This is a genomic window from Yinghuangia sp. ASG 101, from assembly GCF_021165735.1.
Lineage (GTDB): Bacteria > Actinomycetota > Actinomycetes > Streptomycetales > Streptomycetaceae > Yinghuangia.
Genome location: NZ_CP088911.1, coordinates 2,429,335 through 2,450,538 on the forward strand (window position 1 = coordinate 2,429,335; position 21,204 = coordinate 2,450,538).

Annotated in this window: 14 protein-coding genes; 5 read left to right on the forward strand and 9 right to left on the reverse strand. The window is 73.0% G+C overall.

Annotated elements, in window-relative coordinates; translation table 11 throughout:
* Positions 1-1,033 precede the first annotated feature (1,033 nt).
* The 7 genes from LO772_RS10005 to LO772_RS10035 all read right to left on the reverse strand — a co-directional run bounded on the left by LO772_RS10005 (position 1,034) and on the right by LO772_RS10035 (position 9,733).
* Positions 1,034-1,405, reverse strand: a complete 372-nt coding sequence (locus tag LO772_RS10005) for a hypothetical protein (protein ID WP_231778041.1) — start codon at positions 1,403-1,405, stop codon at positions 1,034-1,036.
* Positions 1,406-1,617: 212 nt separating this feature from the next.
* A complete protein-coding gene (locus LO772_RS10010) occupies positions 1,618-1,983 on the reverse strand; it encodes a hypothetical protein (RefSeq protein ID WP_231778042.1) in 366 nt (121 codons plus the stop codon).
* 529 nt (positions 1,984-2,512) lie between these two features.
* Positions 2,513-5,194, reverse strand: coding sequence for a TerD family protein (locus LO772_RS10015; RefSeq protein ID WP_231778043.1), 2,682 nt, complete (start codon positions 5,192-5,194; stop codon positions 2,513-2,515).
* 156 nt (positions 5,195-5,350) lie between these two features.
* The gene (locus tag LO772_RS10020) at positions 5,351-6,292 is read right to left on the reverse strand and encodes a DUF2510 domain-containing protein (protein ID WP_231778044.1); all 942 of its coding nucleotides are present in this window, start codon (positions 6,290-6,292) and stop codon (positions 5,351-5,353) included.
* Positions 6,293-6,425: 133 nt separating this feature from the next.
* Positions 6,426-7,082: a ribonuclease HII gene (locus LO772_RS10025; RefSeq protein ID WP_231779485.1), complete on the reverse strand. Its 657-nt coding sequence runs from the start codon at positions 7,080-7,082 to the stop codon at positions 6,426-6,428.
* Between the two features lie 323 nt (positions 7,083-7,405).
* Positions 7,406-9,031, reverse strand: coding sequence for a hypothetical protein (locus LO772_RS10030; RefSeq protein WP_231778045.1), 1,626 nt, complete (start codon positions 9,029-9,031; stop codon positions 7,406-7,408).
* Positions 9,032-9,184: 153 nt separating this feature from the next.
* Positions 9,185-9,733 carry a winged helix-turn-helix transcriptional regulator gene (locus LO772_RS10035; protein ID WP_231778046.1) on the reverse strand — a complete coding sequence of 183 codons (549 nt, stop codon included), beginning with the start codon at positions 9,731-9,733 and terminating at the stop codon, positions 9,185-9,187.
* Positions 9,734-9,910: 177 nt separating this feature from the next.
* On the opposite strand from LO772_RS10035, the gene LO772_RS10040 reads away from it, so the two are divergent.
* From LO772_RS10040 to def, 5 genes are all read left to right on the forward strand, one after another.
* Positions 9,911-11,407, forward strand: a complete 1,497-nt coding sequence (locus tag LO772_RS10040; protein WP_231778047.1) for an MFS transporter — start codon at positions 9,911-9,913, stop codon at positions 11,405-11,407.
* A 220-nt stretch (positions 11,408-11,627) separates the two neighbouring features.
* Entirely contained in the window at positions 11,628-13,226 is a 1,599-nt protein-coding gene (locus LO772_RS10045; RefSeq protein ID WP_231778048.1) for a hypothetical protein, read from the forward strand.
* Between the two features lie 424 nt (positions 13,227-13,650).
* Positions 13,651-14,214 (forward strand): hypothetical protein, encoded by a 564-nt coding sequence (locus LO772_RS10050; protein WP_231778049.1) that lies wholly within the window; start codon positions 13,651-13,653, stop codon positions 14,212-14,214.
* A gap of 207 nt (positions 14,215-14,421) precedes the next feature.
* Positions 14,422-16,020, forward strand: coding sequence for a hypothetical protein (locus LO772_RS10055; protein WP_231778050.1), 1,599 nt, complete (start codon positions 14,422-14,424; stop codon positions 16,018-16,020).
* 117 nt (positions 16,021-16,137) lie between these two features.
* A complete protein-coding gene (def, locus tag LO772_RS10060; RefSeq protein ID WP_231778051.1) occupies positions 16,138-16,803 on the forward strand; it encodes a peptide deformylase in 666 nt (221 codons plus the stop codon).
* 262 nt (positions 16,804-17,065) lie between these two features.
* On the opposite strand, the gene LO772_RS10065 is transcribed toward def, so the two are convergent.
* Both LO772_RS10065 and nrdR read right to left on the reverse strand, forming a co-directional pair.
* Positions 17,066-19,909: a vitamin B12-dependent ribonucleotide reductase gene (locus tag LO772_RS10065; RefSeq protein ID WP_231778052.1), complete on the reverse strand. Its 2,844-nt coding sequence runs from the start codon at positions 19,907-19,909 to the stop codon at positions 17,066-17,068.
* A 113-nt stretch (positions 19,910-20,022) separates the two neighbouring features.
* Complete coding sequence (gene nrdR / locus LO772_RS10070) at positions 20,023-20,607, reverse strand: transcriptional regulator NrdR (protein ID WP_231778053.1); 585 nt, start codon at positions 20,605-20,607, stop codon at positions 20,023-20,025.
* Between the last annotated feature and the right edge of the window lie 597 nt (positions 20,608-21,204).

The window sequence follows — 21,204 nt, forward strand, 5'->3', positions numbered from 1 at the left end:
GTTCGGTGCCGCACGCGCCGCGTTGGCGCGGACTGGCCTGGCCCGTCAAACGGTTGCGCGTGTGACTTGCGTCTGACGGGACGTCAGCCCTTGTGCTCCGGCGCGCGCCGAAGCGTGCCTCGCGCGGCGGGACCGAGTTCCGGAGGCGCTGCCTCGTAGGGGCCGGGCGAGGGCTGTGTGGCCCGAGGACGCGTCCGGGCACGTCTGCCGGGACCGGCACCCCAAGCCGCCGCGAAGGGACGCAGGGAGCGGCGGCGTGCGCGGTACATGGGCGCGGCACCGCCGACCCAGGACTCCCCCGCGTTCCTGCCGCGCGCCCGGCAACGGAGACCAGAACGCCCCCACCAACCTTGCGTCAGGAGGGCGCCGGGCACCGAGCCCGGCACGGCGGGTGGCCGCGGTGGTCGCGTGTCGCGCCCCGCACACGCTGAGAGCCGGAGCCATCGGTTCGGTCACCGGCGGCGGGGACGCACCGCACGGTGGACGCCTTGGCAAGGCCCGCAGTGGCCGCGTCCCGCGCGGTTGCGAACCGGACGAGGGGACGTCGCCCCGCGGGCGTGAGACGGCCCGGCGGGGACCCTCCGGACCCGTCCGTCGCCCGTGGCGGCGGAAGCCCGCTACGCGTCGCCCGTGGCCGGTCGGCCGACCGGCTTCTCAGGGCACCCGAAACGCGCGGGCCGTGGCCGTCCGCGCATCGGCCGTCCGGGGCGATGGCCGTGGTGAAACGTTCCGCCGCCTCCGGAGAACTCCCGAAGTGCGTGGTGTCATGGCGAGCCCGGCGCATCGGCCCGGCCCGTGCCGCGCCGCCGTGGACGTCGCACGCCGGACGGCTCGCGTCCGGGAGCCGTCGGAGGGCGGTGACGCCCACCGGACGTGTCCACACGGACACACGAAGCGCGCCTGTCCCACCTACCCCGGCCCGTCGGCGAACTGCGCCGCGACGGCGGTCGCGTGCCCCGCACACCCCCCGGAACACACGTACCATCGCGGCGAATTCACGGACGCGCCCACCGCTGAACCGCGCGAACCCGGATCAGACGTCCCGATGCCCGCTCGACGACAGCCAATCGGCGAGCTCGGAAGTGACGGTCAGGGCATGCTCCTGGACCATCTCGGGGACGCGCAGCCGCGTCTTGAGGTGTTCGCCGTGGAACGGCTTGATCCCGGCGACGAGTTTGCGCACCCCGAACAAATTGCAGAAGGCCTCGGTATCCCCGGCTTCGTACGCCTGGTCCCACTCCTGGCGGTCCGCGACGTTGAGCATGGTGAACGCGTACCGGTTCAGATACGCGGCCAACATGTCCACGACTGTGCTGCACGCGCGGTACTGCTGGAGCGACAACCGTTCCTCCTGATCACTGAGGAAGCGGTCGAAAAGCTGGGCTATCGAGGGAGATTCGGACATGGAAGGGAACCGTAGCCCACTGGCTTCGGCCGAGAACGAGCCCGCTTGCCGGGCTACCGAAGGCGATTCCGACATGGATACGAACCGTAGCCGACTTCCGGCGACTCCGTGTGCGTCGTCGCAGGAGTGCTTCCCGACGACCGCGCGGCACCGGGGCAGCACTGACCGCCCGGCCGCGTCGGCGCGCGCCGGGCGAGGCCTGCGACCTGTCGCTAGAGGCCGGTCAGCGCACGCACCTGGTCGAGATCGCCGCACACGACGACCGCGCTGCCGCCCGCACCGATCGCGGAGGCGAGAGCGTCCGTCGAACGCCCCGGGTCGGCGAAGCCGTTGACGACCAGCACGACCGTCTCGCGCCGCAGCCCCCGGTCGTTCAGCGCGGGCGCGTAGAACACGTCACGCCCGTCGGTGAACTGACGCCAGTACTGCTCGGCACCGAACGACTCTTCGTGCTGCTGCCACGGATGCGGCTCACCGGTCGTGAGGACCAGGATCGACTCGGGCGCCGCTCCTTGGTCCAGCAGGCGGTCCACGGCCTCGTCCGCGACGTCGAGAGCGGTCTCCGGGGTCGCGGACACCAGACGGATGTCCGGGCCCGTGGATTGCCCGCCCTGACGCGCGGCGGGCACCGTCGGCGTGGCGGGGCCGCGGGATCCCGATCCCTCGGCGTCGGCGGCCGAAGCGGTCGAGGAGGCAGGGGACTTGCCGGGCGCCGGGCGAGGCGGGCCGGGCTTGGGCGCGGCCGGGCGGGGCCCGGGCTTCGGAGCGCCGGAGGCGTGGGCGGAGTTACGGGAAGCGGACGGCTTGGGTGCCGCGGACTTTGCTGTCGTCACCAGATTCGCAGTCGTGAGTTGGGGAACGGTGGGTTCGTTGTCGGTCGATCCGGAGTGCCTGGATGCGGATGGACGCGGGGACGGACCGGACGGATCTGCGTCCGGACTCCCGGGAAGCACACGCGGCATGGTCGCAAGTCTTATCAAAGCCACCCCGGGCGTGCACAGGCCGGGTCGGCATGGGCGGGACGAGACGGGCGGGATCCGGCCGCGCGCGGACGCCGGACGGGGACAAGTATCGCCACGGGCGCACTGGTCTGTGGACGCTACCGCGTCATTCGTCGACCACCACCCCGTGTTCGGTCACCAGGGCCGCGAGCCCCTCGGCGTACCCCTGCCCGACCGCGCGCAAGCGCCAGGAGTCACCGCGACGGTACACCTCGGTGAGGATCATCACCGTCTCGTCCCCTCCCGTGAGACGGAAGTCGGCGAGCCTGCGCCGTGTGACGGGGTCGACGATACCGATGGCGACCGGGACTTGGGCGAACGCGGTCCCCGTCGCGGCATCGAGGGCGAGGGCGACCAGGACGCGCACGCGGCCGGCGGGCAGGCGTGTGACGTCGATGTCGACCGAGTCCGACCCCGGTTGACCGTCCTGCAGCTTGCCCGCGAGACGGACCGCGCCACTGGGGTGCACGGGCTGGTTGTAGAACACCAGGTCCTCGTCGCCGCCCACGCGGCGGTCGTCGTCGAGGACCAGCACGACGACGTCCGCGTCGACCGCCTCGGGGCCCCACCACGCGGCCTCGACGCGGAGCGCGCCGGTGAAGGTGCCGAGTCGGTCGATGGTGACGGCCTGCCCCCGGATCAGCGCGTGCGGCTCCTCGGCGGGAGGCGGCGGTACGTCGGGGGCCTGCGCGGCGTCGGACGCGGCGGGGGCCGCGGCGGCCGGGGGCGCGTCGCCCGGCGGGGTCGGCGGCGGCGAGACGGCTTGCGCGGGCGCACCACCGGCGGTCCCGGTATCGGCCGCGGACGGCGGCGGGGACGGGCGCGGCGGCGCGAGCGGGCCGGTGGACCCGTCCTCGGCGGGCGCCGGCGCGGCGGCCGGGTCGGACGGGTGCGACAACGCCGACGGCGGAGGCGGCTCGATGCCCTCGCCCGCGGCCGGTTCGGCGCCGGGCGCGTGCGGCGGAGGCGGCGGCGGCGGAAGAGCGTCCGTCGGCCGGCCGTCCGAGGGCCCGGTGGCGTCGGGGACCGGGACGGCCGCGCGAGGCGGCGGGGAGGGTGTCTCCACGGGCCGGGCGCCGCCGGGAGCCGGCGCGGTCGGCGGCGGGGTGAGGCCGCGGTGCTGTCGGTTGCGGCGGGCCGGGCCGTCCGGGGGCGGCGTGGGGGCCGCGGTTCCGGTCGTGGGGTCCGGCGGGGCCGGGGCGGTGCTCAGGGCCGCCGTGACGGACGGCGGGGGCGGCGGCGGGATGGTGGTCGGCACGGGGGCGGCGATCGGGGCGCTCTCGTCGCGCGTGATGTCCTCGGTGGGGTCGTCGGTCCACACGGGCGCCGAGCCGGACGCGCCCGGCCTCGGGAGCAGGAAGCCACTGGTGGTGCGCGCGTGCGCCGCGGCGCCCGCGTGGGCCAGCGCGCCGGCGGCGGCGATCCGGGAGGCGGCGTCCGCGGCGGAACCGCGTTCGCGTTCGAGGTCCGCGAGGAGCGCCAGGAATACCGGCTCGATGAGGACGCGGATGCCGCGCTGCCGCGCCCAATACGTGCGGTCGGCGGATTCGTCCGGGTCGGCGACCACCAGGACGTCCACGCGGTCGTGGATGCCCGAGGCGAGTTCGAGGCGCGCGAGGGCGAGCCGCTGCTCCAGCTCCGCCCGCGTGACGGCCAGATAGCCGTGGAAGAGCACATGCTGGCCGGGACGCAGCGCCCGCCCGCGCGCGAGGATCCGCGAGCCGCCGGGGACCGGCGTACCCCCCGCCGTCTGGTCGGCGGCGGTGTCGCGGGCCATCGCGATGATGTCGTCCAGCGCGATGCGCGGGATGCCGAGTTGCGCCGCGACGCGCGTGAGGTCGGCGCGTTCCTCGCGGTCGATGACGGGCCCGGCGGCGACCATCGACGCCGCGAGGGTCGTCACGTACAGCCGGTCGAGGTCCTTGCGCTGCGCCTCGGAAATGCCGAGCGACACGGCGAGTTCGGCGAGGTCGGCGGCCTCCTCGGGGGTGATCACGCGGTCCTCCAGGGCCGCGTCGAGGACCGCGAGGTAGCTGTCGGGGCCCTCCCCGACGCCGGTGGGCGGGCCGTACGCGCGGGCCTTCTCCAGGTACGACACGGCCACCCGGCGCCGCGCCTGCTCGGCCTCCTCCCGGGCGCGGCGGGCCGCGTGGGCGTCGTCCCGCGTGTAGACGCGCGGTGGATCCGCCTTGCGGCGCGGCCAGTTGAGCGACGCCGCGACGGTCCGCGCCTGCTGCCAGTGGCGGGCCTCCCCCGCCCCCTGGGTGATGTAGTACGACAGCAGCCGGGCGGCGCCCATGGCCTTCGCCGCCGCTCCGTACCCGGAGTCCACCGGCACCGCGGCGGCCTCGCAGCACGCGAGGAGGGTGAACCTCGGGGCCTCCGGGACGTGTTCGGGCGCCTCGCGCATCGTGCACAGCATGGTCAGCGGCGGCACCGAGGGATGCCGACGGCGTTGGAACTCCCGTTCGAGGAAGCCGAGTTCGAACCGGGCGTTGTGGGCGACGACCACGCGCTGGCGGAGCAGCCCGACCAGCCACGGCGCGATGGCGGCGAAGGCGGGCGCGTCCACGACGTCGTCGTCGAACAGGCCGTGTGCCTGGAAGTCCCCGACGGGCCCGTCCGGGTTGAGCAGCGTCGTGAAGAAGTCCGTCACCCGGCCGTCCGGATCGCACAGCGCGACGGCGATCTCGACGATGCGGTGGCGGTGCGGCGACAATCCGGAGGTCTCCACACCCACCACGGCGTAGCCCGGACACTGCAGGCGGTCCCCCAGACGCACGGTCACCCCCCAGGGATGCTCTGGCCGACCGCGGGCGGGTCCCCCGGCGGCGTGTGGACACTCGTCGGGCCCCTCGGCCCGGAGAACACCCGGCCGCGGCGGGGCACCGCGCGGGTGACCGAACTGTACGCCGGATCACCCCCGCGCCGTTGGGCCCCGGAGTCAGGAGGCGCTGGCCGAAGGCTGCGGAACGCCGATCGCGATGCCGTTCCTGATGGTCGCCATCACGGCGCGGGACGGCGCGTTGGGCAGGTCGTACACCCGGGGCATCACGACCGGGTACTCGTCGCCGTCGACCACCGCGTCGATGACCACCGCCTGGATGAAGTACACCCGCCTCGCGCCGCCGACGGACTCTTCCTCCTCGATCTTGTAGACGAGGACGTGGGCGTTCGTGTCGCCGATCTTGATCCGCTCGGACGTCTCGGTGTTGAGCAGCTTGTCGCCGTCGTCGTCCTCGACCGCCTTCTGGAGCGCGTCGACGACCCCGTCGAGCGAGCTGCCGGAGGTGGTGATGACCTCGGCCTCGCCCAGGTAGCAGTCGTCGTCGCTCGACGAGCCCGAGGGGTCGTCCGACGGGTAGCCCGACGGGTCGTCGGAGGGGCCCGCGGACGGTTCGTCCTCGCACGCGATGCGGCCCGTCCGCTGGTGGGTGGGCTCCCCGGACCGCTTCGGCACGTCCCAGCCCTTGATCTGCGGGATGGACACACCCGTGGTCGGGTCGAACAGCGTGCCCGCCGTCGACGCCTTGTCGTCGTCCCCTCCGCCGAGCAGCACGACCAGCGCGGCGACGAGCCCGGCGGCCACCAGCAGCGACACGGCACCGACGATCACGTTGCGACGGTTGTTGCCCGGTTTGCCCGGACCGCTGCCGATAGGGCCCGGGCCGTGGCCGTACGCACCGTACGGCGGATAGGGCGTCTGCCCCGTCCCGGCGAAGGCGCCGGGCATCTGGTCCGCCATCATGCCGGGGGCGGGCGGGACGCCGGGCGCGCTGTCGGAGCGCGGGCGCGAGGACTCGGTCCATTGCGCGCCGTCCCACCAGCGTTCCATTCCGGGTGCGGAAGGGTCGTCATACCAGCCGGGAGGTATCGAGGCAGTCACCCGGGCAACCTATCGCCCGCTCCGTGTTGTCGAGCGCGGGTGGACCGAACCGTGATCGTGCCGCGCCCATTCCGCGAACCGGGTGGCGCGAACTCGCGCACGGCGCCGCCGGCACAGAGGTGCTGACGGCCGGTCAGATGTCGAGCGCGGTCTGCCCGGCGTCCTCGAGGACGGAGCGCACGATCTTGAGGTGGCGCCAGCGCGGCAGATTGTCGAGATACGCCCACGACAACCGGTGGTACGGCGTCGGCCCGAACTCGCCCAGCGCCGCCTGGTGCACCGGCGACGGATAGCCGGCGTTGTCGTCGAAGGCGAACTCCGGGTGATCCGCCCCGAGTTCGGCCATGAGGCGATCGCGGTACACCTTCGCCAGCACCGATGCCGCGGCGACGCCGACGCAGACCTGGTCGCCCTTGACGACCGTGCGCACCCGCCACGGGTCGCCGAGGAAGTCGTGGCTGCCGTCGAGCACGACGGCGTCCGGCCGAACAGGGAGCGCTTCGAGGGCGCGCACCGCGGCGAGGCGCAGCGCGGCGGTCATCCCGAGGGCGTCGATCTCCTCGGGCGACGCGGCGCCGAACGCGTGGGCCGTCGCCCACGCGGCGAGTTGGGGGGCCAGCTCCTCGCGGCGCTTGGCGGTGAGCAGTTTCGAGTCGGTCAGGCCGGACGGCGGCGCGGCGGGTGCGGACACGGCCGCGCCGACGACGACCGGACCGGCCCACGCGCCGCGCCCGACCTCGTCGACACCGGCGACCACCAGAGCGCCGGAAGCGCGCAGTTCGCCCTCGATGGCGTCGGTGGGGCCGGCGGCCTTCCGGGACGCGGCGGTCCTCGCGGCCCTGGAAGTCTTGGCGGCCTTACCGGTTTTGGCGGTCTTCGCGCCCCTGGCGGTCTTCGCGGTCTTGCCGGCTTGGGCCGCCCTTACGGCTTTGACGGCTTGCGCGGCGTCGGCCGGCTTCGCGGCCTCGGCAGCCCGGCCCGCGGCGTCCGCGGCTCGCGCGGCCGTCATACGAGGCTGCTCAGGGATGGTCACCCCTTCAGGCTATCGGCCTCGTCGGGGGCGTCGGACCCGCGTGCGGGACATCTCGCCGCATACCGCGCGACCCACGCGAATCACCGGTGCCCGGCGGCGGTTTCGCGTTCCTTCGTGGCGGCGAGTTTCGGCACGCGCGCCTCGTAGTAGAGCGACACCCCGTCGTCGGCGAGTGCGGCACGCAACGCGTGCGCGCCGTCCGGGCCCGCGAGCGCGCGGTCGGCGGGTCCGGCCAGGTCCACGGGTGTGCCGTCGAGTGCGGTGACCTCGTCGCGTCCGGACCAGGTCGGCTTCCAGCGGGCGCTTCCGGCGTCCACCCACGCGCACGCGAGCAGCGCGGCGAGGGCGGCGGCCGAGGGCGGGGTCGCGCCGGTGCCGGGGAGGTCGTCCGCGGCGCCGGGCGCCGACGTACCGGACCCGGTGTCCGCCGGTTCGTCGGCGGCGGAGCCGGCGTCGGAGTCGGCGGCTCCGGCGCGCGCGTCGTACTCGCGGGCCAGCCGCGCGCCGCGCCCCTCCAGCAGCAGGGCGAGCACACCGCCGAGGGTGACGGGCATGTCGGCTCCCGCGCGCCGGGCGGCCGGGGCGAGCCTCGCGGCGCGGTACGCCGCGCGGTAGCCGTTGACCTGCCGGAGGTATGCGTCGCGGTCGAGGACCGCCAGCGCGTCCAGCGCCTCGAAGGCGTCGGGCGTGAACCCCTCGGCGTCCGCGAGGACGAGGTACGCGTGCAGGTGCGACGTCACGCGCCGGGGGTCGGCGAGGCCGGGTGCCGCCGTGGCCGCGGCGTCATCGCGCAGGGGCACCTTGGCGGGCAGCGGCCGGGCGCGCAGCCGTCCGGCGCGTACGGCCAGGGGGTCGGTGTCGGACGGGGGCGCGGCGAGCGCGGCGGCCCGGCCCGGTTCGGCGACCAGGGCCCTGAGGTCGCCGAGCGGGTCCGCGGGCAGGCAGCCGCAGACGAGGCCGGCGTCGACGTAGTCCCTCCGGTACCAGCCCCAGGCGGTACGCAGCCGCCGCAGCGCGTCGAGCCCTTCGGCGATCGTGTCGGTGCCGTAGACGCCGGCGGCGAACCGGTCGCGGACGCGCGCCTGCAGCTCGGCGACCGGCGCGCACAGCTCGGCGTAGCGGTCGGCGAACCGCTCGGCGGCGTCCCCGAGCGCACCGCGCCCGCGCAGCGCGTCGGCGAGGCCGTACGCCGCGTCGACGCCGTGCAGCGCGATGCGGTCGGGCAGCGGCGGGCGGCGTCGGCGCAGGTCGCCGAGCGCCACCGCGATCACCGCGCGCAGCTTCCGCTCGCTCAGGTTGTCCGGCACCGCGCAGCCGAGGACGAGGTGGCGGTGCAGCGAGATGCCCGGGCGGCGCACCGCGCGCAGGCCGACGGACGCGCCGCCGGTGAGCACGATGCCGTCGGGTTCCGGGACGTGCAGGTCACGGGCGGTCGCGCGGACGAGCTCCCACAGGTGCGGCTGGTCGCGCGGGCCGACGGAGACGCCCGCGGGCAGGCGGCGCGGACCGACCAGTTCGAGGAGCAGGGCCACGAGGGCGATCACCACTTCGGCGACGAGCACCGCCTCGCCGGAGGTGAACAGCTCCGCACCGGCCAAGAGCCCGGCGACACACAGGGCGACGACGACGAACGGCAGTGCGATCGCGACGTACAGCGCGACGAGCGCTCCGACCGCGGTGACCGCCCGCAGATACGCAGCCCTCACGCCCACGCCCCTTCCCGCCTCCGGTGCCGCCCCCGGCGCCCGATCGCCCCGGCGGCCGGGCCGCGACCGCCGCTGACACCTTATTGGCTGCGGTACACGCCGGGGCGGCTGCCGAGGGCCGGTCTCGCACCGCGGACGACGCGGTGCGGACGTTCAGGCGCGGGCGGTGGGAGCGGAGAGGTCGAGCGGCTCCAGCAGCCGGTGCGGGCGGCGCAGCGCGAGGGTGACGGGGTCGGTGCGCGTGTGTCCGAGGATGCCCGGCCCAGGCCGCATCTCCAGTTCCTCGACGGGGGCGATGCGTCGGCACGCGGGGCACGCGCCGGTCCGGTCGACGACGCGGTCGCACGGCAGGTGGGCGAACTCGCGGATCGCGCCGGCCGCCGAGGGGACGTACTCCAGCGCCCACTGGGTGAGGGCGAAGATCGCCGGCCACAGGGCGCGCCCGGTGTCGGTGAGGTCGTACTCGTCGCGCGGCGGGGAGTCCTGGTAGCGGCGGCGCAGCAGCACGCCCGCGTCGACCAGCACGGACAGCCGTGCGGTGAGGACGGCGCGCGGGATGTCCAAGTGGGCCTGGAAGTCGCTGAAGCGCCGGACTCCGTAGAAGACGTCGCGCACCACGAGCAGCGTCCAGCGTTCGCCGACGAGTTCGAGGGCGCGGGCCAAAGCGCACTGCTGACCGGCGTAGTCCTTGCCGAGTGCCATGCGGGCCAGCCTAGCCCATCAGTTCATTTACTGAACCGATGGTGCTAGGGTCGCTCTCGCCCTTGTGAGTTCAATGAACGAACCAACGGGGGCCGTGCCTCGCACGAGCCCCGCGACCGCCCAGCCCTGCCGCACCGAGCCGCCCGACACCGGGTCGGCGTCCCCAGGGGGCCACACATGCCCGAGACATCCGCCGCGTCCGCCACGACGCCGCCCGCCGCCGCACCGCGCCCGCCCACCGCCCCGGGAAACCGGGAAACCGCCGCCGGGCCGCCGGCCCGCGACCGCCCTCCACGCCCGGCCGCCACCCTCGCCGTCGTCAGCGCCGCCACCCTGCTCGCCCTGATGACGTACACCGCGCCCCTCGCGGTGCTGCCCGACACCGTCCGCCACCTGCACAGCGGCCCCACGGGGCCGGCCTGGATCCTCAGCTCCATCAGCCTCGGGCTCTCCGCGACCCAGCTGACCGCGGGAAGCCTCGCCGACGCGCTCGGCCGCCGCCGTGTCTTCGTCGCCGGCGCCGTGGGCCTGGCCGCCGCCTCCGCCCTCACCGCACTCGCCGGGTCACTCGCCGTCTTCGTCGTCGGCCGGATCCTCCAGGGCGTCGCCGGCTCCGCACTCCTCGCCGCCGGACTCGGCCTCGTCGGACACGCGTTCCCCACCGGCCCCGCACGCGTCCGGGCCACCGCGCTGGTCGGTGCCACCTTCGGCGCGGGCGTGGCCGTCGGTCCCCTCGCCACCGCGGAACTCACGCGCGTCGCCGGGTACGCGTCCCCCTACTGGGCGCACGCCGCCGCCGCGCTCCTCCTCGCGGTCGCCGCGACCGTCATGCCCGAGTCACGCGCGGCCGTGCGCCGCGGCCTCGACCCGCTCGGCGCCCTCACCCTCGGGGGCGGCATCGGCACGCTGACCGCCGCCCTCGTCGAAGGCCGCCAGGGCTGGGGCCGCCCGACCGTGGCGGTGCTGCTCGGCTCCGCGGCCCTCCTCCTCACCGGGTACGCCGCGACCGCGCTGCGTGGCCGCGACCCGATGGTCGACCCGCGCCTGCTGCGCAACCCCGTCTTCCGGGTGTCCATCCTCGGATCGCTCATCACTGGCGTGGGCGTCATCGCGGTCGCGTCCTACCTGCCCACGCTGTTCCAGGGCCTCCTGGACCTCACGCCGCTCCAGGCGGCCGCGCTGCTCGCCTTCTGGTCCGGCGCCTCGGTCGTCGTGTCGCTCGCGGCCGGACGCGTGTCCGCCCGGGTCAGCGCCCGGCGGCAGCTGGCCCTCGGCCTGGGGGTGATCGGCGCCGGATTCCTCGGCCTGCTCACGCTGTCCCCCGGCTCCTCGTGGGGCGTCGTCGTCCCCGGCCTCCTGGTCGCGGGCGTCGGCCTGGGTTTGCTCAACGCCGCCACGACGCGCCTCGCGGTCGAGAGCGTGCCCCCGGACCGCGCCGGCATGGGCGCCGGGGCGTCGAACACCGCGCGTTACACCGGCTCCTCGCTGGGCGGCGCACTCGTCGTCGCCGTCGTGCAGTCCGCCCCCGGCGGCACGCCCGTCGACGCGCTCGCCGCGGGCGGCGAGCGGGTGCTCGCCCTCGGTGCCGCGCTGTCACTGCTCGGGGCTCTCGCGGCGGTGCTGGTCCGCGACCGGGCCCCGCGGGCCCACGGCGGGACGCGGCGCACTGTGTGAGAACGGCGTAAGAACAGCGTGAGACCCGCGGGAAAACCACGCGAAAACAGTGTGACTCCCGTCACTGATCCGCCGCTCGGCGTGCCCCGCGTACCGCACTGCGGTCGTCACCACACCCCAAAGCATGAAATCCACTGCCAAAAGGAGCAAGTATCGCAAAAACCTGCTTTTCGGTCCTCGCCGAAGTGCCGGGCGCCGCCGTCTGGAAGACTCCGCTTATGTGACCACCGATGCCTCCGCGACGCCGGCAGCAGGCCGTGCCGACTCGACGATGCTCCGACGACTGAGGTCGGCGGGCATCGCGATAGCCGACCGGCCCTACCTGATCACGGCCGCACTCATCGGCCTCATCAGCGTGTTGGGCCTGTCCGGACCGGACTGGCCCGCCCAGATCTTCCGCGCCAAGCTCGTGGAGGAGCACAACGCGCTGCTGTGGAACAACCAGTGGTACGGCGGCCACTCCCTGCCGGGCTACAGCGTCATCACACCCCTGATCGCCGGCAGCATCGGCACCCGCACCCTGACCGCGCTGTCGTGCCTGGTCTCGGCGTGGGCCTGGTCCAAGCTCGACGTCGGCCGCAACCTCCTCGCCCGCCGGGTCGGCAGCGTCTGGTTCGCGGTCATGGCCTCGATCGACTACCTCATCGGCCGTACGCCGTTCGCGCTCGGGGTCGCCGCCGGGCTGCTCGCGATCCTCGCCGCCCGCAACCAGTACCGGTACCTGACCGGCCTCGCGGCCCTCGTCTCCGGCCTGGCGAGCCCCCTGGCGGCGGCCTTCCTGCTCATGGCGGCGCTCGCCTGGGTGCCGCGCGAGAAGGTGTGGCTCACCCGGTTCACGTTCGCCCCCGCGGCCGTCGGCCTGCTCATCGCCATGATCTTCCGGGACGAGGGCACCTTCCCGTTCCCGTGGTGGCGGTTCTGGCCGATCATCGCGCTCGCCGCGGTCGGACTGTGGCTGCTGCCGCCCTCGCAGCGCACGGGACGCCGCTTCCTCGTGCTGTACGCCGGCGCGGCCATCGTCTTCTTCTTCGTCCCGAGCACGCTGGGCGGCAACCTCGCCCGCCTCGGCGAAATGGTCGCCGGGCCCATGATGGCCGTCGCGCTGCTCTCCCTCGGCCGCCGCCGCCTCGTCGCGATCCTCGCCGTCCCGCTGCTGGTCTGGGGCTTCCAGTCGGCCGCGATCGCCATCAGCAACGACCGAGCGGACAGCAAGGGCGAGAAGTCCCAGTACTACACCGGCCTGCTCACCTACCTCGAACAGGCCAACCAGCCCGTCGGCCGCATCGAGATCCCCTTCACGCGCGGCCACTGGGAGAGCGTGTACGTCGCCGACAAGATGCCCCTCGCGCGCGGCTGGGAGCGCCAGCTCGACCGCCACTTCAACGGCGTTCTGTACCAGGAGATGCTGACCGCGCCCGAGTACCGGCAGTGGGTCGAGGAGATGGGCGTCCGGTTCGTCGCGCTGCCCGACGTGCCGATCGACAACTCCGCCCGGCCCGAGGTCGAACTGCTCAAGTCCGGGGTGCCCTGGCTCAAGCCCGTCTGGTCCGACCAGCACTGGCAGGTCTGGGAGGTCGTCGACCCCACTCCGCTCCTCGAGGGGCCGGGCACCCTCACCAGCCTCACGCCGTCGGAGTTCTCGTTCGTCGCGGACGCGCCCGGAAGCTTCACGGTGCGCATCCACCCCACGCCGTCGTTCGTCGCCGACCGCAAGGGCGTCGAGATCAAGGCCGACAAGGACGACGAATGGACGCAGATCGTCGTGGACGCGCCCGGTCCCGTGACGATCCGCGCCGAGCTGACCAAAATGCTGCCCTGACCCGCCGTGGACCACTGCCGGCCGACACAGGCACCATAGGCACCACAGGTACCGCCGGGTCTCCCGCGCACCACACGCACCACACCCGGTCGACGCCCGGTCGACGCCCGGTCGACGCCCGTCCGGCGTCCGTGACACGCCCCCGCGCGTTTCCCGCGCGCGGCACTCTGCGGGCGCCGCCGCGTGCTGCCCGGACGACCGTCCGCGCGCCGCCCGGGAACCGGCCCGCCACGCAAACCGCCGACAAAATCCGCAGGCCGCGCCACCGGGCCTCGACATCCCACCGAACACGCCATCCCCCCAGGCCACAAAGCCGCGCGGAAGAAAACGGACACCCCCGAAACCCCGGAGAACACACCCGAAGACCGGTCGATCACGCATCCGACATTGACGAGGCGACCCCACGGCACGGCAGAATGCCCGCGTGCCCCCGACCGAACGCCCGGCCTCGGACATCCCGTTCGAACGGCTGTTCCCGCAGCTCGACGACTCCGGCCGCGAACGCCTCATCGCCGCCGCGAGAGCCCTCGACCTGCGCAGGTCCCTCGACGACCCGGCACGCTGGTTCTGGAACGAACCCGATCCCACGGACCCGAGGCCCGATCCGGAGCCCCAGCCGCACGTCCTCGGCACCGCGCTGCTGCTGTACGAATCCGACGGCGACTGGCTCGAACTCGGACTGGACGTCTGGCACCAGGAAGGCGCCGGCGTCAGCGTCACCGCGACGGTCGAGGTCGCCTGCTGGTGCGAGACCGACCACAACATGCACGCCGTCCAGCGCGCCGAATGGGCCGCCGACGACGGCCACGCCCTCGTCGAGGCCTTCAACGCCGCCGCGCTCTCCGTGATCCGCCGCATCGAAGGCCCCCGCGACCCCCGCGACCTGCGCACCCGCGCCGGGCTGCCGAACCCTCCCGAGCCGGTCCCCGAGGACGACGAACTCCCGGCCGTCGACGGCGGCATGGCTCCCACCGGCAACACCCCCTGACCGGCGCCGCGCGCCCGGCCGTGCCCCACCACCGCCCCGGGCTCCCGCCGACACCGGGCCGCGCGCGAATACACCGCGGCCGTGGCGCCGCGCGCACCCCAGACCGCGTCTTCTGGAAAACTCGGCACGCATGAGGCAGCGAAGCGGGCGAACCCCCCGGGAACACGCGCTTCGCGACCGCGGCGCCGAGCACGGCGGGGTGCCCGCGTGACCAGTACCCCCGCGGTCCCCCCGGTCCCGCATGCCGGCGCCGGCCTGCGCGTCCGCACCCGTGTGCGCGGCCTCGCGGCCGGGCTCGGCGACCGGCCCTACCTCGTCACCCTCGCCCTCGTCGGCCTGCTCACCGCGTCCGGGCTGCACGGCCCCGACTGGCCCGCGCAGATGTTCCGCGCCTGGCTCGTCCGCGAACACGGCGCCGTCCTGTGGAACAACCAGTGGTACGGCGGCCACCTCCTCCCCGGCTACAGCGTCGTCACGCCCGCCCTCGCCGGAGCCGTCGGCACGCGCACCCTCACCGCCGCGTCCTGCGTCGTCGCCGCCTGGGCCTGGGGACGCCTGCGGATCGGCACGGCGGGACTGCCCCGCCGCGTCGCCTCGCTGTGGTTCGCCTCCGTCATCAGCGTCGAATACCTCATCGGCCGCACCCCGTTCGCACTCGGCGTCGCCGCCGCGCTTCTCGCCTTCCTCGCGGCCCGCGCGGGCCGCCCCCTGCTGACCTCCTCCGCCGCGCTGCTGTGCGGGCTCGCCAGCCCCCTCGCCGGGGCCTTCCTGCTCATGGCGATACTCGCGTGGGTCCCCGAGGAACGCGTCTGGGCCACCCGCCTCAGCTTCGCCCCCGCCGCGGCCGGACTGATCCCGGCACTCGTCTTCCCCCAGACCGGCGACTTCGGCTACCCCCTGTGGCGGCTCGGGGCGATCCTCGGCTTCGCCGCCGTCGGCCTGTGCCTGCTGCCCGCCGGGCACCGCACCGCACGCCGCTTCCTGTGGCTCTACGCGGCCTCCGGGACCGTCCTCTACCTCGTCCCCAGCGCGGTCGGCGGCAACGTCGCCCGCCTCGGTGAACTCATGGCCGGGCCGCTGGCCGCCGTCGTCCTGCTCTCCCTCGGCCGCCGCCGCCTCGTCGCCCTGCTCTCCGTCCCCCTGCTCGCGTGGCAACTGTCCTCCGCGAGCATCGCCGTCGCGCACGACTTCGCCGACAGCGCCGCCGACCACAACGACTACTACGCCGGCATGCTCGAATTCCTCACCACCCACAACCAACCCGTGGGACGCGTCGAGATCCCCTTCACCCGCGGCCACTGGGAGAGCGTCTACGTCGCCGAACACATGCCGCTCGCGCGCGGCTGGGAACGCCAACTCGACCGCGGGCGCAACCAGATCCTCTACAAGAGCGACATGACCGCCGCCGAGTACCGCGACTGGCTCCTGGAGACCGGCGTCCGGTACGTCGCACTCCCCGACGTCCCCCTGGACCCGTCCGCCTACCGCGAGGCCGAGATCCTGCGCGCGGGCGCCGAGGGGCTGCGCCCGGTCTGGTCCGACGACCACTGGCGCGTCTGGGAGGTCACCGACGCCACCCCGCTGCTGGACGGGCCCGGACGACTCACCGAACTCACCCCGAGCAGCTTCACGTTCACCGCCGACGCGCCCGGCACCTTCACCATGCGCGTCCGCTACACCGCGTGGTTCACCACCGGCCGCTCCGGCGTCACGCTGTCCCCCACCCCCGACCACTGGACGCGCGTCACCGTCGGCACCCCGGGCCCGGTCACCGTCAGCGCCAAGGTCTCCGCGCTGCTGCCCTGACGGAAAACCCCGTCCGTCCTGCGGACCCCGCACCCATGGCAGGATGTTGGACTCCCCCGCGGTCCACCCGCAGGCCACCGCACACCCATCGGCCTACCACCGAAAGGCACAACCGCGATGTCCGAGCCGCACAACCACACCAGCAGCCGCACTGGGGCCCGGATCTTCGTCCAAGGACAACCGGTCGACAGCTACCCGGACTTCGCCCCCGGAACGGAACGCGCCGAGACACTGCGCATCACCGTCGTCGGCGAGGACGTGCTGCACCACCCCTGCGCCGAGATCACCGAGTTCGGGACGCCGGAGCTGGAAAAGCTCATCGACGACATGTTCCGCACCATGTACGTCGCCGACGGCGTCGGCCTCGCCGCCAACCAGGTCGGCGTCGGCATCCGCCTGTTCGTATACGACTGCACCGACGAGGACGGCAACCGCCACGTCGGTCACATCCTCAACCCCGTGATCGACGAACTCCCGGCCTCCGAAAGGCACTTGGAGGAGGCCGGAGAAGGCTGCCTGTCCGTCCCGGGCCCCAACAAGGACCTCGCGCGCCCCGACCGCGCCATAGCCCGAGGCGTCGACAAGGACGGCAACCCCCTCGTGATCGAGGGCACGGGCTACTTCGCCCGCTGCCTCCAACACGAGACCGACCACCTCAACGGCTACCTCTACATCGACCGCCTCTCCAAGCGCGACCGCAAGGACGCCCTCAAGAAGATGGAGTCGATGCGGGAATCCGTCTTCGCCCGCCGCGCCGAAAAAGACGCTCAAATCGCGGGTTGAGCCGCGTCGCCCGGGCGACTTCCCGGGCACCGGGAGCGGGAGCCGATCGCGTCGGCTCCCGCTCTCGCGCCTCCGGCGGACGCGCGGCGTGCGGCGGCGCGGATCCGGGCCGGCCGGTCAGGCGCCGCTCGCCACGACGGTTTCGGCAGCGGTCACGGGACGACGTACGTGTGCGTCGATCCGCGCGAGCCCTGCCCGGAAGGCCGACGGGCCGGTGTCGGAGTTGTGCCCTCCGACACCGGCCCGTCGGACCGTCGGTCCGTCAGCTGCAGCCGCTGGTGGAGCCGCAGCCCTCGCAGAGGTAGCAGCTGCCGGCCGGGCGCATCTTGATGCCGCAGGAGAAGCACAGCGGCGCGTCGGCGCTGCGGCCCTGGTGGGCCTCCAGGAGTTCGGTCGAGGAGTGGACCGTCGCGGGGAGGACCTTGAGCTCCGGCGGGCTCGGCTTGTGCTCGCGCGGGGCGGACTGGGCGTAGGACTCGGTGGTGACGTCCTCGTCCTGGTCCTCGGCCTCCGGCGCCTCGTACGAGCCGGTGTCGAGGTGGCGCTGGCGCTCCTCGGCCGAGTGGATGCCGAGCGCGGAACGCGTCTCGAACGGCAGGTGGTCGAGGGCCAGGCGGCGGAAGATGTAGTCGACGATCGACTGCGCCATCCGCACGTCCGGGTCGTCCGTGAGGCCGGCCGGCTCGAAGCGCATGTTCGTGAACTTCGCGACGTAGGTCTCCAGCGGCACGCCGTATTGCAGGCCCACCGAGACGGCGATCGAGAAGGCGTCCATCATGCCGGCGAGGGTCGAGCCCTGCTTCGACATCTTGAGGAACACCTCGCCCAGACCGTCGTCCGGGTAGGAGTTGGCCGTCATGTAGCCCTCGGCGCCGCCGACCGAGAAGGAGGTGCTGATGCCGGAGCGGCTCTTGGGGAGGCGCTTGCGGACCGGGCGGTATTCGACGACCTTCTCGACCGTGACGGGCTTCTCCTCGGCCTCCGCGTCCTTCTTCTTCGCGGCAAGGGGCTGCCCGACCTTGCAGTTGTCTCGGTAGACCGCGAGCGCCTTCGTCCCGAGCTTCCAGCCTTCGAGGTAGATGCGCTCGATGTCCTCGACCGACGCGTTCTCCGGCAGGTTCACGGTCTTGGAGATCGCGCCCGACAGGAACGGCTGGGCGGCGGCCATCATGCGGACGTGGCCCATCGGGGCGATCGCGCGCTCGCCCATCGCGCAGTCGAAGACCTCGTAGTGCTCCGGCTTGAGGCTCGGCGCGTCGACGACGTGGCCGTGCTCGCCGATGTACTCGACGATGGCCTCGGCCTGCTCGTCCTGGTAGCCCAGCTTGCGCAGCGCGCGCGTGACCGTGTTGTTCACGATCTGCATCGAGCCGCCGCCGACCAGCTTCTTGAACTTGACCAGCGCCAGGTCCGGTTCGACGCCGGTGGTGTCGCAGTCCATCATCAGGCCGATGGTGCCGGTGGGTGCGAGCACCGACGCCTGGGCGTTGCGGAAGCCGTTCTTCTCGCCGAGCTTGAGAACGTCCTTCCACACCTTCGTCGCCGCGTCCCACACGGGGGTGTCGAGGTCGTCCATGCGCTTGGCGCTGTCGTTCGCGTCCGCGTGCTGCTTCATGACGCGCTTGTGCGGCGCCGCGTTGCGGGCGTAGCCGTCGTACGGGCCGACGATCGCGGCCAGTTCGGCGGAGCGCTTGTACGCGGTGCCGGTCATCAGCGAGGTGACCGCGCCGGCGAGCGCCCGGCCGCCGTCGCTGTCGTACGCGTGGCCGGTCGCCATGAGCAGGGCACCGAGGTTGGCGTACCCGATGCCGAGTTGCCGGAAGGCGCGGGTGTTCTCGCCGATTTTCCGCGTCGGGAAGTCGGCGAAGCAGATCGAGATGTCCATCGCGGTGATGACCAGCTCGACGACCTTGGTGAACTTCTCGATGTCGAACGTGTCGTCGTCGCGCAGGAACTTCATGAGATTGAGCGACGCGAGGTTGCACGACGAATTGTCGATGTGCAAATACTCGCTGCACGGGTTCGACGCCGTGATCCGCCCCGACTCCGGGCACGTGTGCCAGTGGTTGATCGTGTCGTCGTACTGGATTCCCGGGTCCGCGCAGGCCCAGGCCGCCTCGGCCATCTTGCGGAACAGCCGCCGGGCGTCGACCGTCTCGATGACGTCGCCGGTCATGCGCGCCCGCAGGCCGAATTCGGAGCCCGATTCCACGGCGTCCATGAATTCGTTCGAGACGCGGACGGAATTGTTGGCGTTCTGGTACTGGACGGACGTGATGTCCTCGCCGCCCAGGTCCATGTCGAAGCCCGCGTCGCGCAGCGCGCGGATCTTTTCCTCTTCCTTGACCTTGGTCTCGATGAAGTCCTCGATGTCGGGGTGGTCGACGTCGAGGACGACCATCTTGGCGGCGCGGCGGGTGGCGCCGCCCGACTTGATGGTGCCGGCGGACGCGTCGGCGCCGCGCATGAAGGAGACCGGGCCCGAGGCGTTGCCGCCGGAGGACAGCAGTTCCTTGCTGGACCGGATGCGGGAGAGGTTGAGGCCGGCGCCGGAGCCGCCCTTGAAGATCAGGCCCTCTTCCTTGTACCAGTCGAGGATCGACTCCATCGTGTCGTCGACGGACAGGATGAAGCAGGCGCTGACCTGCTGGGGCTGCGCGGTGCCGACGTTGAACCAGACCGGCGAGTTGAAGCTGAAGACCTGGTGGAGGAGGGCGTGCGTCAGCTCGTGTTCGAAGATCTCGGCGTCGGCGGGCGAGGCGAAGTAGTTGTTGTTCTCACCGGCCTTCCGGTAGGACTTCGCGACCCGGTCGATGAGCTGCTTCAGGCTCCACTCGCGCTGGTCGCTGCCGACCGCGCCGCGGAAGTACTTGCTCGTCACGATGTTGACCGCGTTCACCGACCAGAAGTCGGGGAACTCGACGCCACGCTGTTCGAAGTTGACCGAACCGTCGCGCCAGTTGGTCATGACGACGTCACGGCGCTCCCAGGCCACCTCGTCGTACGGGTGGGTTCCGGGGGTCGTGTACACGCGCTCGATCCGCAGGCCCTTGCCGGGCTTGGCCCGACCCGCGCCACGTGCTGAGCCGCTCGTCGTCTCTGTCATACGTATCTCCTCCTGAACAACGCCGAGGGCACCGTCGGGGATTCCGGCATGCCCGATCGGGTGGTCCGTCGTTCGTCCCACCTGGGTTTCGTGCGGTGTGCGGCTGCGTGCGTTCAGCCGGCCGCGGGCCCGGCGCCGGGCGCGGGCTCGGTGTTCTGCTGTTGTCGGCCGTCCGTGGCCGAAATCGATCCCCCCTGCCTGGGGGGCCGGTCCGCGAGGGGCCGTGCCGCGGAGCCGGCGGCGAGGTCGTCGGCGACGCCGGTGCGCAGCAGCGCGATCTCGGCCTCGAAGTCCTCAAGCGAGTCAAATGCGCGATAAACGGATGCGAAGCGCATATAGGCCACTTCGTCCAGTTCGCGGAGCGGGCCGAGGATCGCGAGGCCGACCTCGTGGGTGCTGAGCTCGGCGCAGCCGGTGGCGCGCACCGCCTCCTCGACGCGCTGCCCGAGTTGGGCGAGGGCGTCCTCCGTGACCGGTCGGCCCTGGCACGCCTTGCGGACTCCGGTGACGACCTTGTCGCGGCTGAAGGGCTCGGTGACGCCGCTGCGCTTGACGACGATCAGCGAGGCGGACTCGATGGTGGTGAACCGGCGCCCGCAGTCGGGGCAGGAGCGGCGGCGGCGGATGGCGGCACCATCGTCGGTTGTCCGGCTGTCGACGACGCGGCTGTCGGGCCGTCGGCAGAAGGGGCAGTGCATGACTGTGTGGTCCTCCCCTGAGTATCTGCCGTCTGTCGGTGCGGCACCGGGGCGCACGGCGGGGTGCGCGGGGTGTCGCTCCGTGGGTGTCGCGGTGTCGCCTCCCGCGCCCCGGCGATTCTCTCCGAGGGCCTCGCCGGGCTGTGCGCGGCGGGGTGTCGCTTGGTGCGCTTCGGGATGTGGTATATAAGGCGACCACAACTTGTGGGTTTTCTCCCTAGCGGGCACCACAAGATGTAGTGGCTACCGTAAGGCTCGGCCGGGGGCGCCGCAAGCCGACACACTGACGCTGGGAGACCTCGGCGCGACCTGTCGTCATCCGCGCAGGTCATCCTGGGACGGCCTGGGAGAGCTTGCGGAAAATTCATCCGATGGGGGCGTGTCGCACCGGATGTCGCGTCGCGCGGACCCCGGGGACACACCGCACGACGTCTCCGGGACGACCCCGCGACTCCTCCGGGACATCCTGGGGATACCCGAAAGACACCCGCGCCGGGTCCGCGAAACCGGCCGACGGACGGGTCGGCGGCGAAAGAGATTCGAATACCTGTACGGTTTACTACTACGCCCGCCGAGATCGTCGCAGGCGGATTAGTT

What these genes read in the sequence shown, in the direction of transcription:
- LO772_RS10005 (WP_231778041.1), bottom strand. Translation starts at nt 1,405, where the DNA reads ATGTCCGAATCTCCCTCGATAGCCCAGCTTTTCGACCGCTTCCTCAGT.
- LO772_RS10035 (WP_231778046.1), bottom strand. Translation starts at nt 9,733, where the DNA reads ATGGCACTCGGCAAGGACTACGCCGGTCAGCAGTGCGCTTTGGCCCGC.
- LO772_RS10040 (WP_231778047.1), top strand. Translation starts at nt 9,911, where the DNA reads ATGCCCGAGACATCCGCCGCGTCCGCCACGACGCCGCCCGCCGCCGCA.
- def (WP_231778051.1), top strand. Translation starts at nt 16,138, where the DNA reads ATGTCCGAGCCGCACAACCACACCAGCAGCCGCACTGGGGCCCGGATC.
- LO772_RS10065 (WP_231778052.1), bottom strand. Translation starts at nt 19,909, where the DNA reads ATGACAGAGACGACGAGCGGCTCAGCACGTGGCGCGGGTCGGGCCAAG.
- nrdR (WP_231778053.1), bottom strand. Translation starts at nt 20,607, where the DNA reads ATGCACTGCCCCTTCTGCCGACGGCCCGACAGCCGCGTCGTCGACAGC.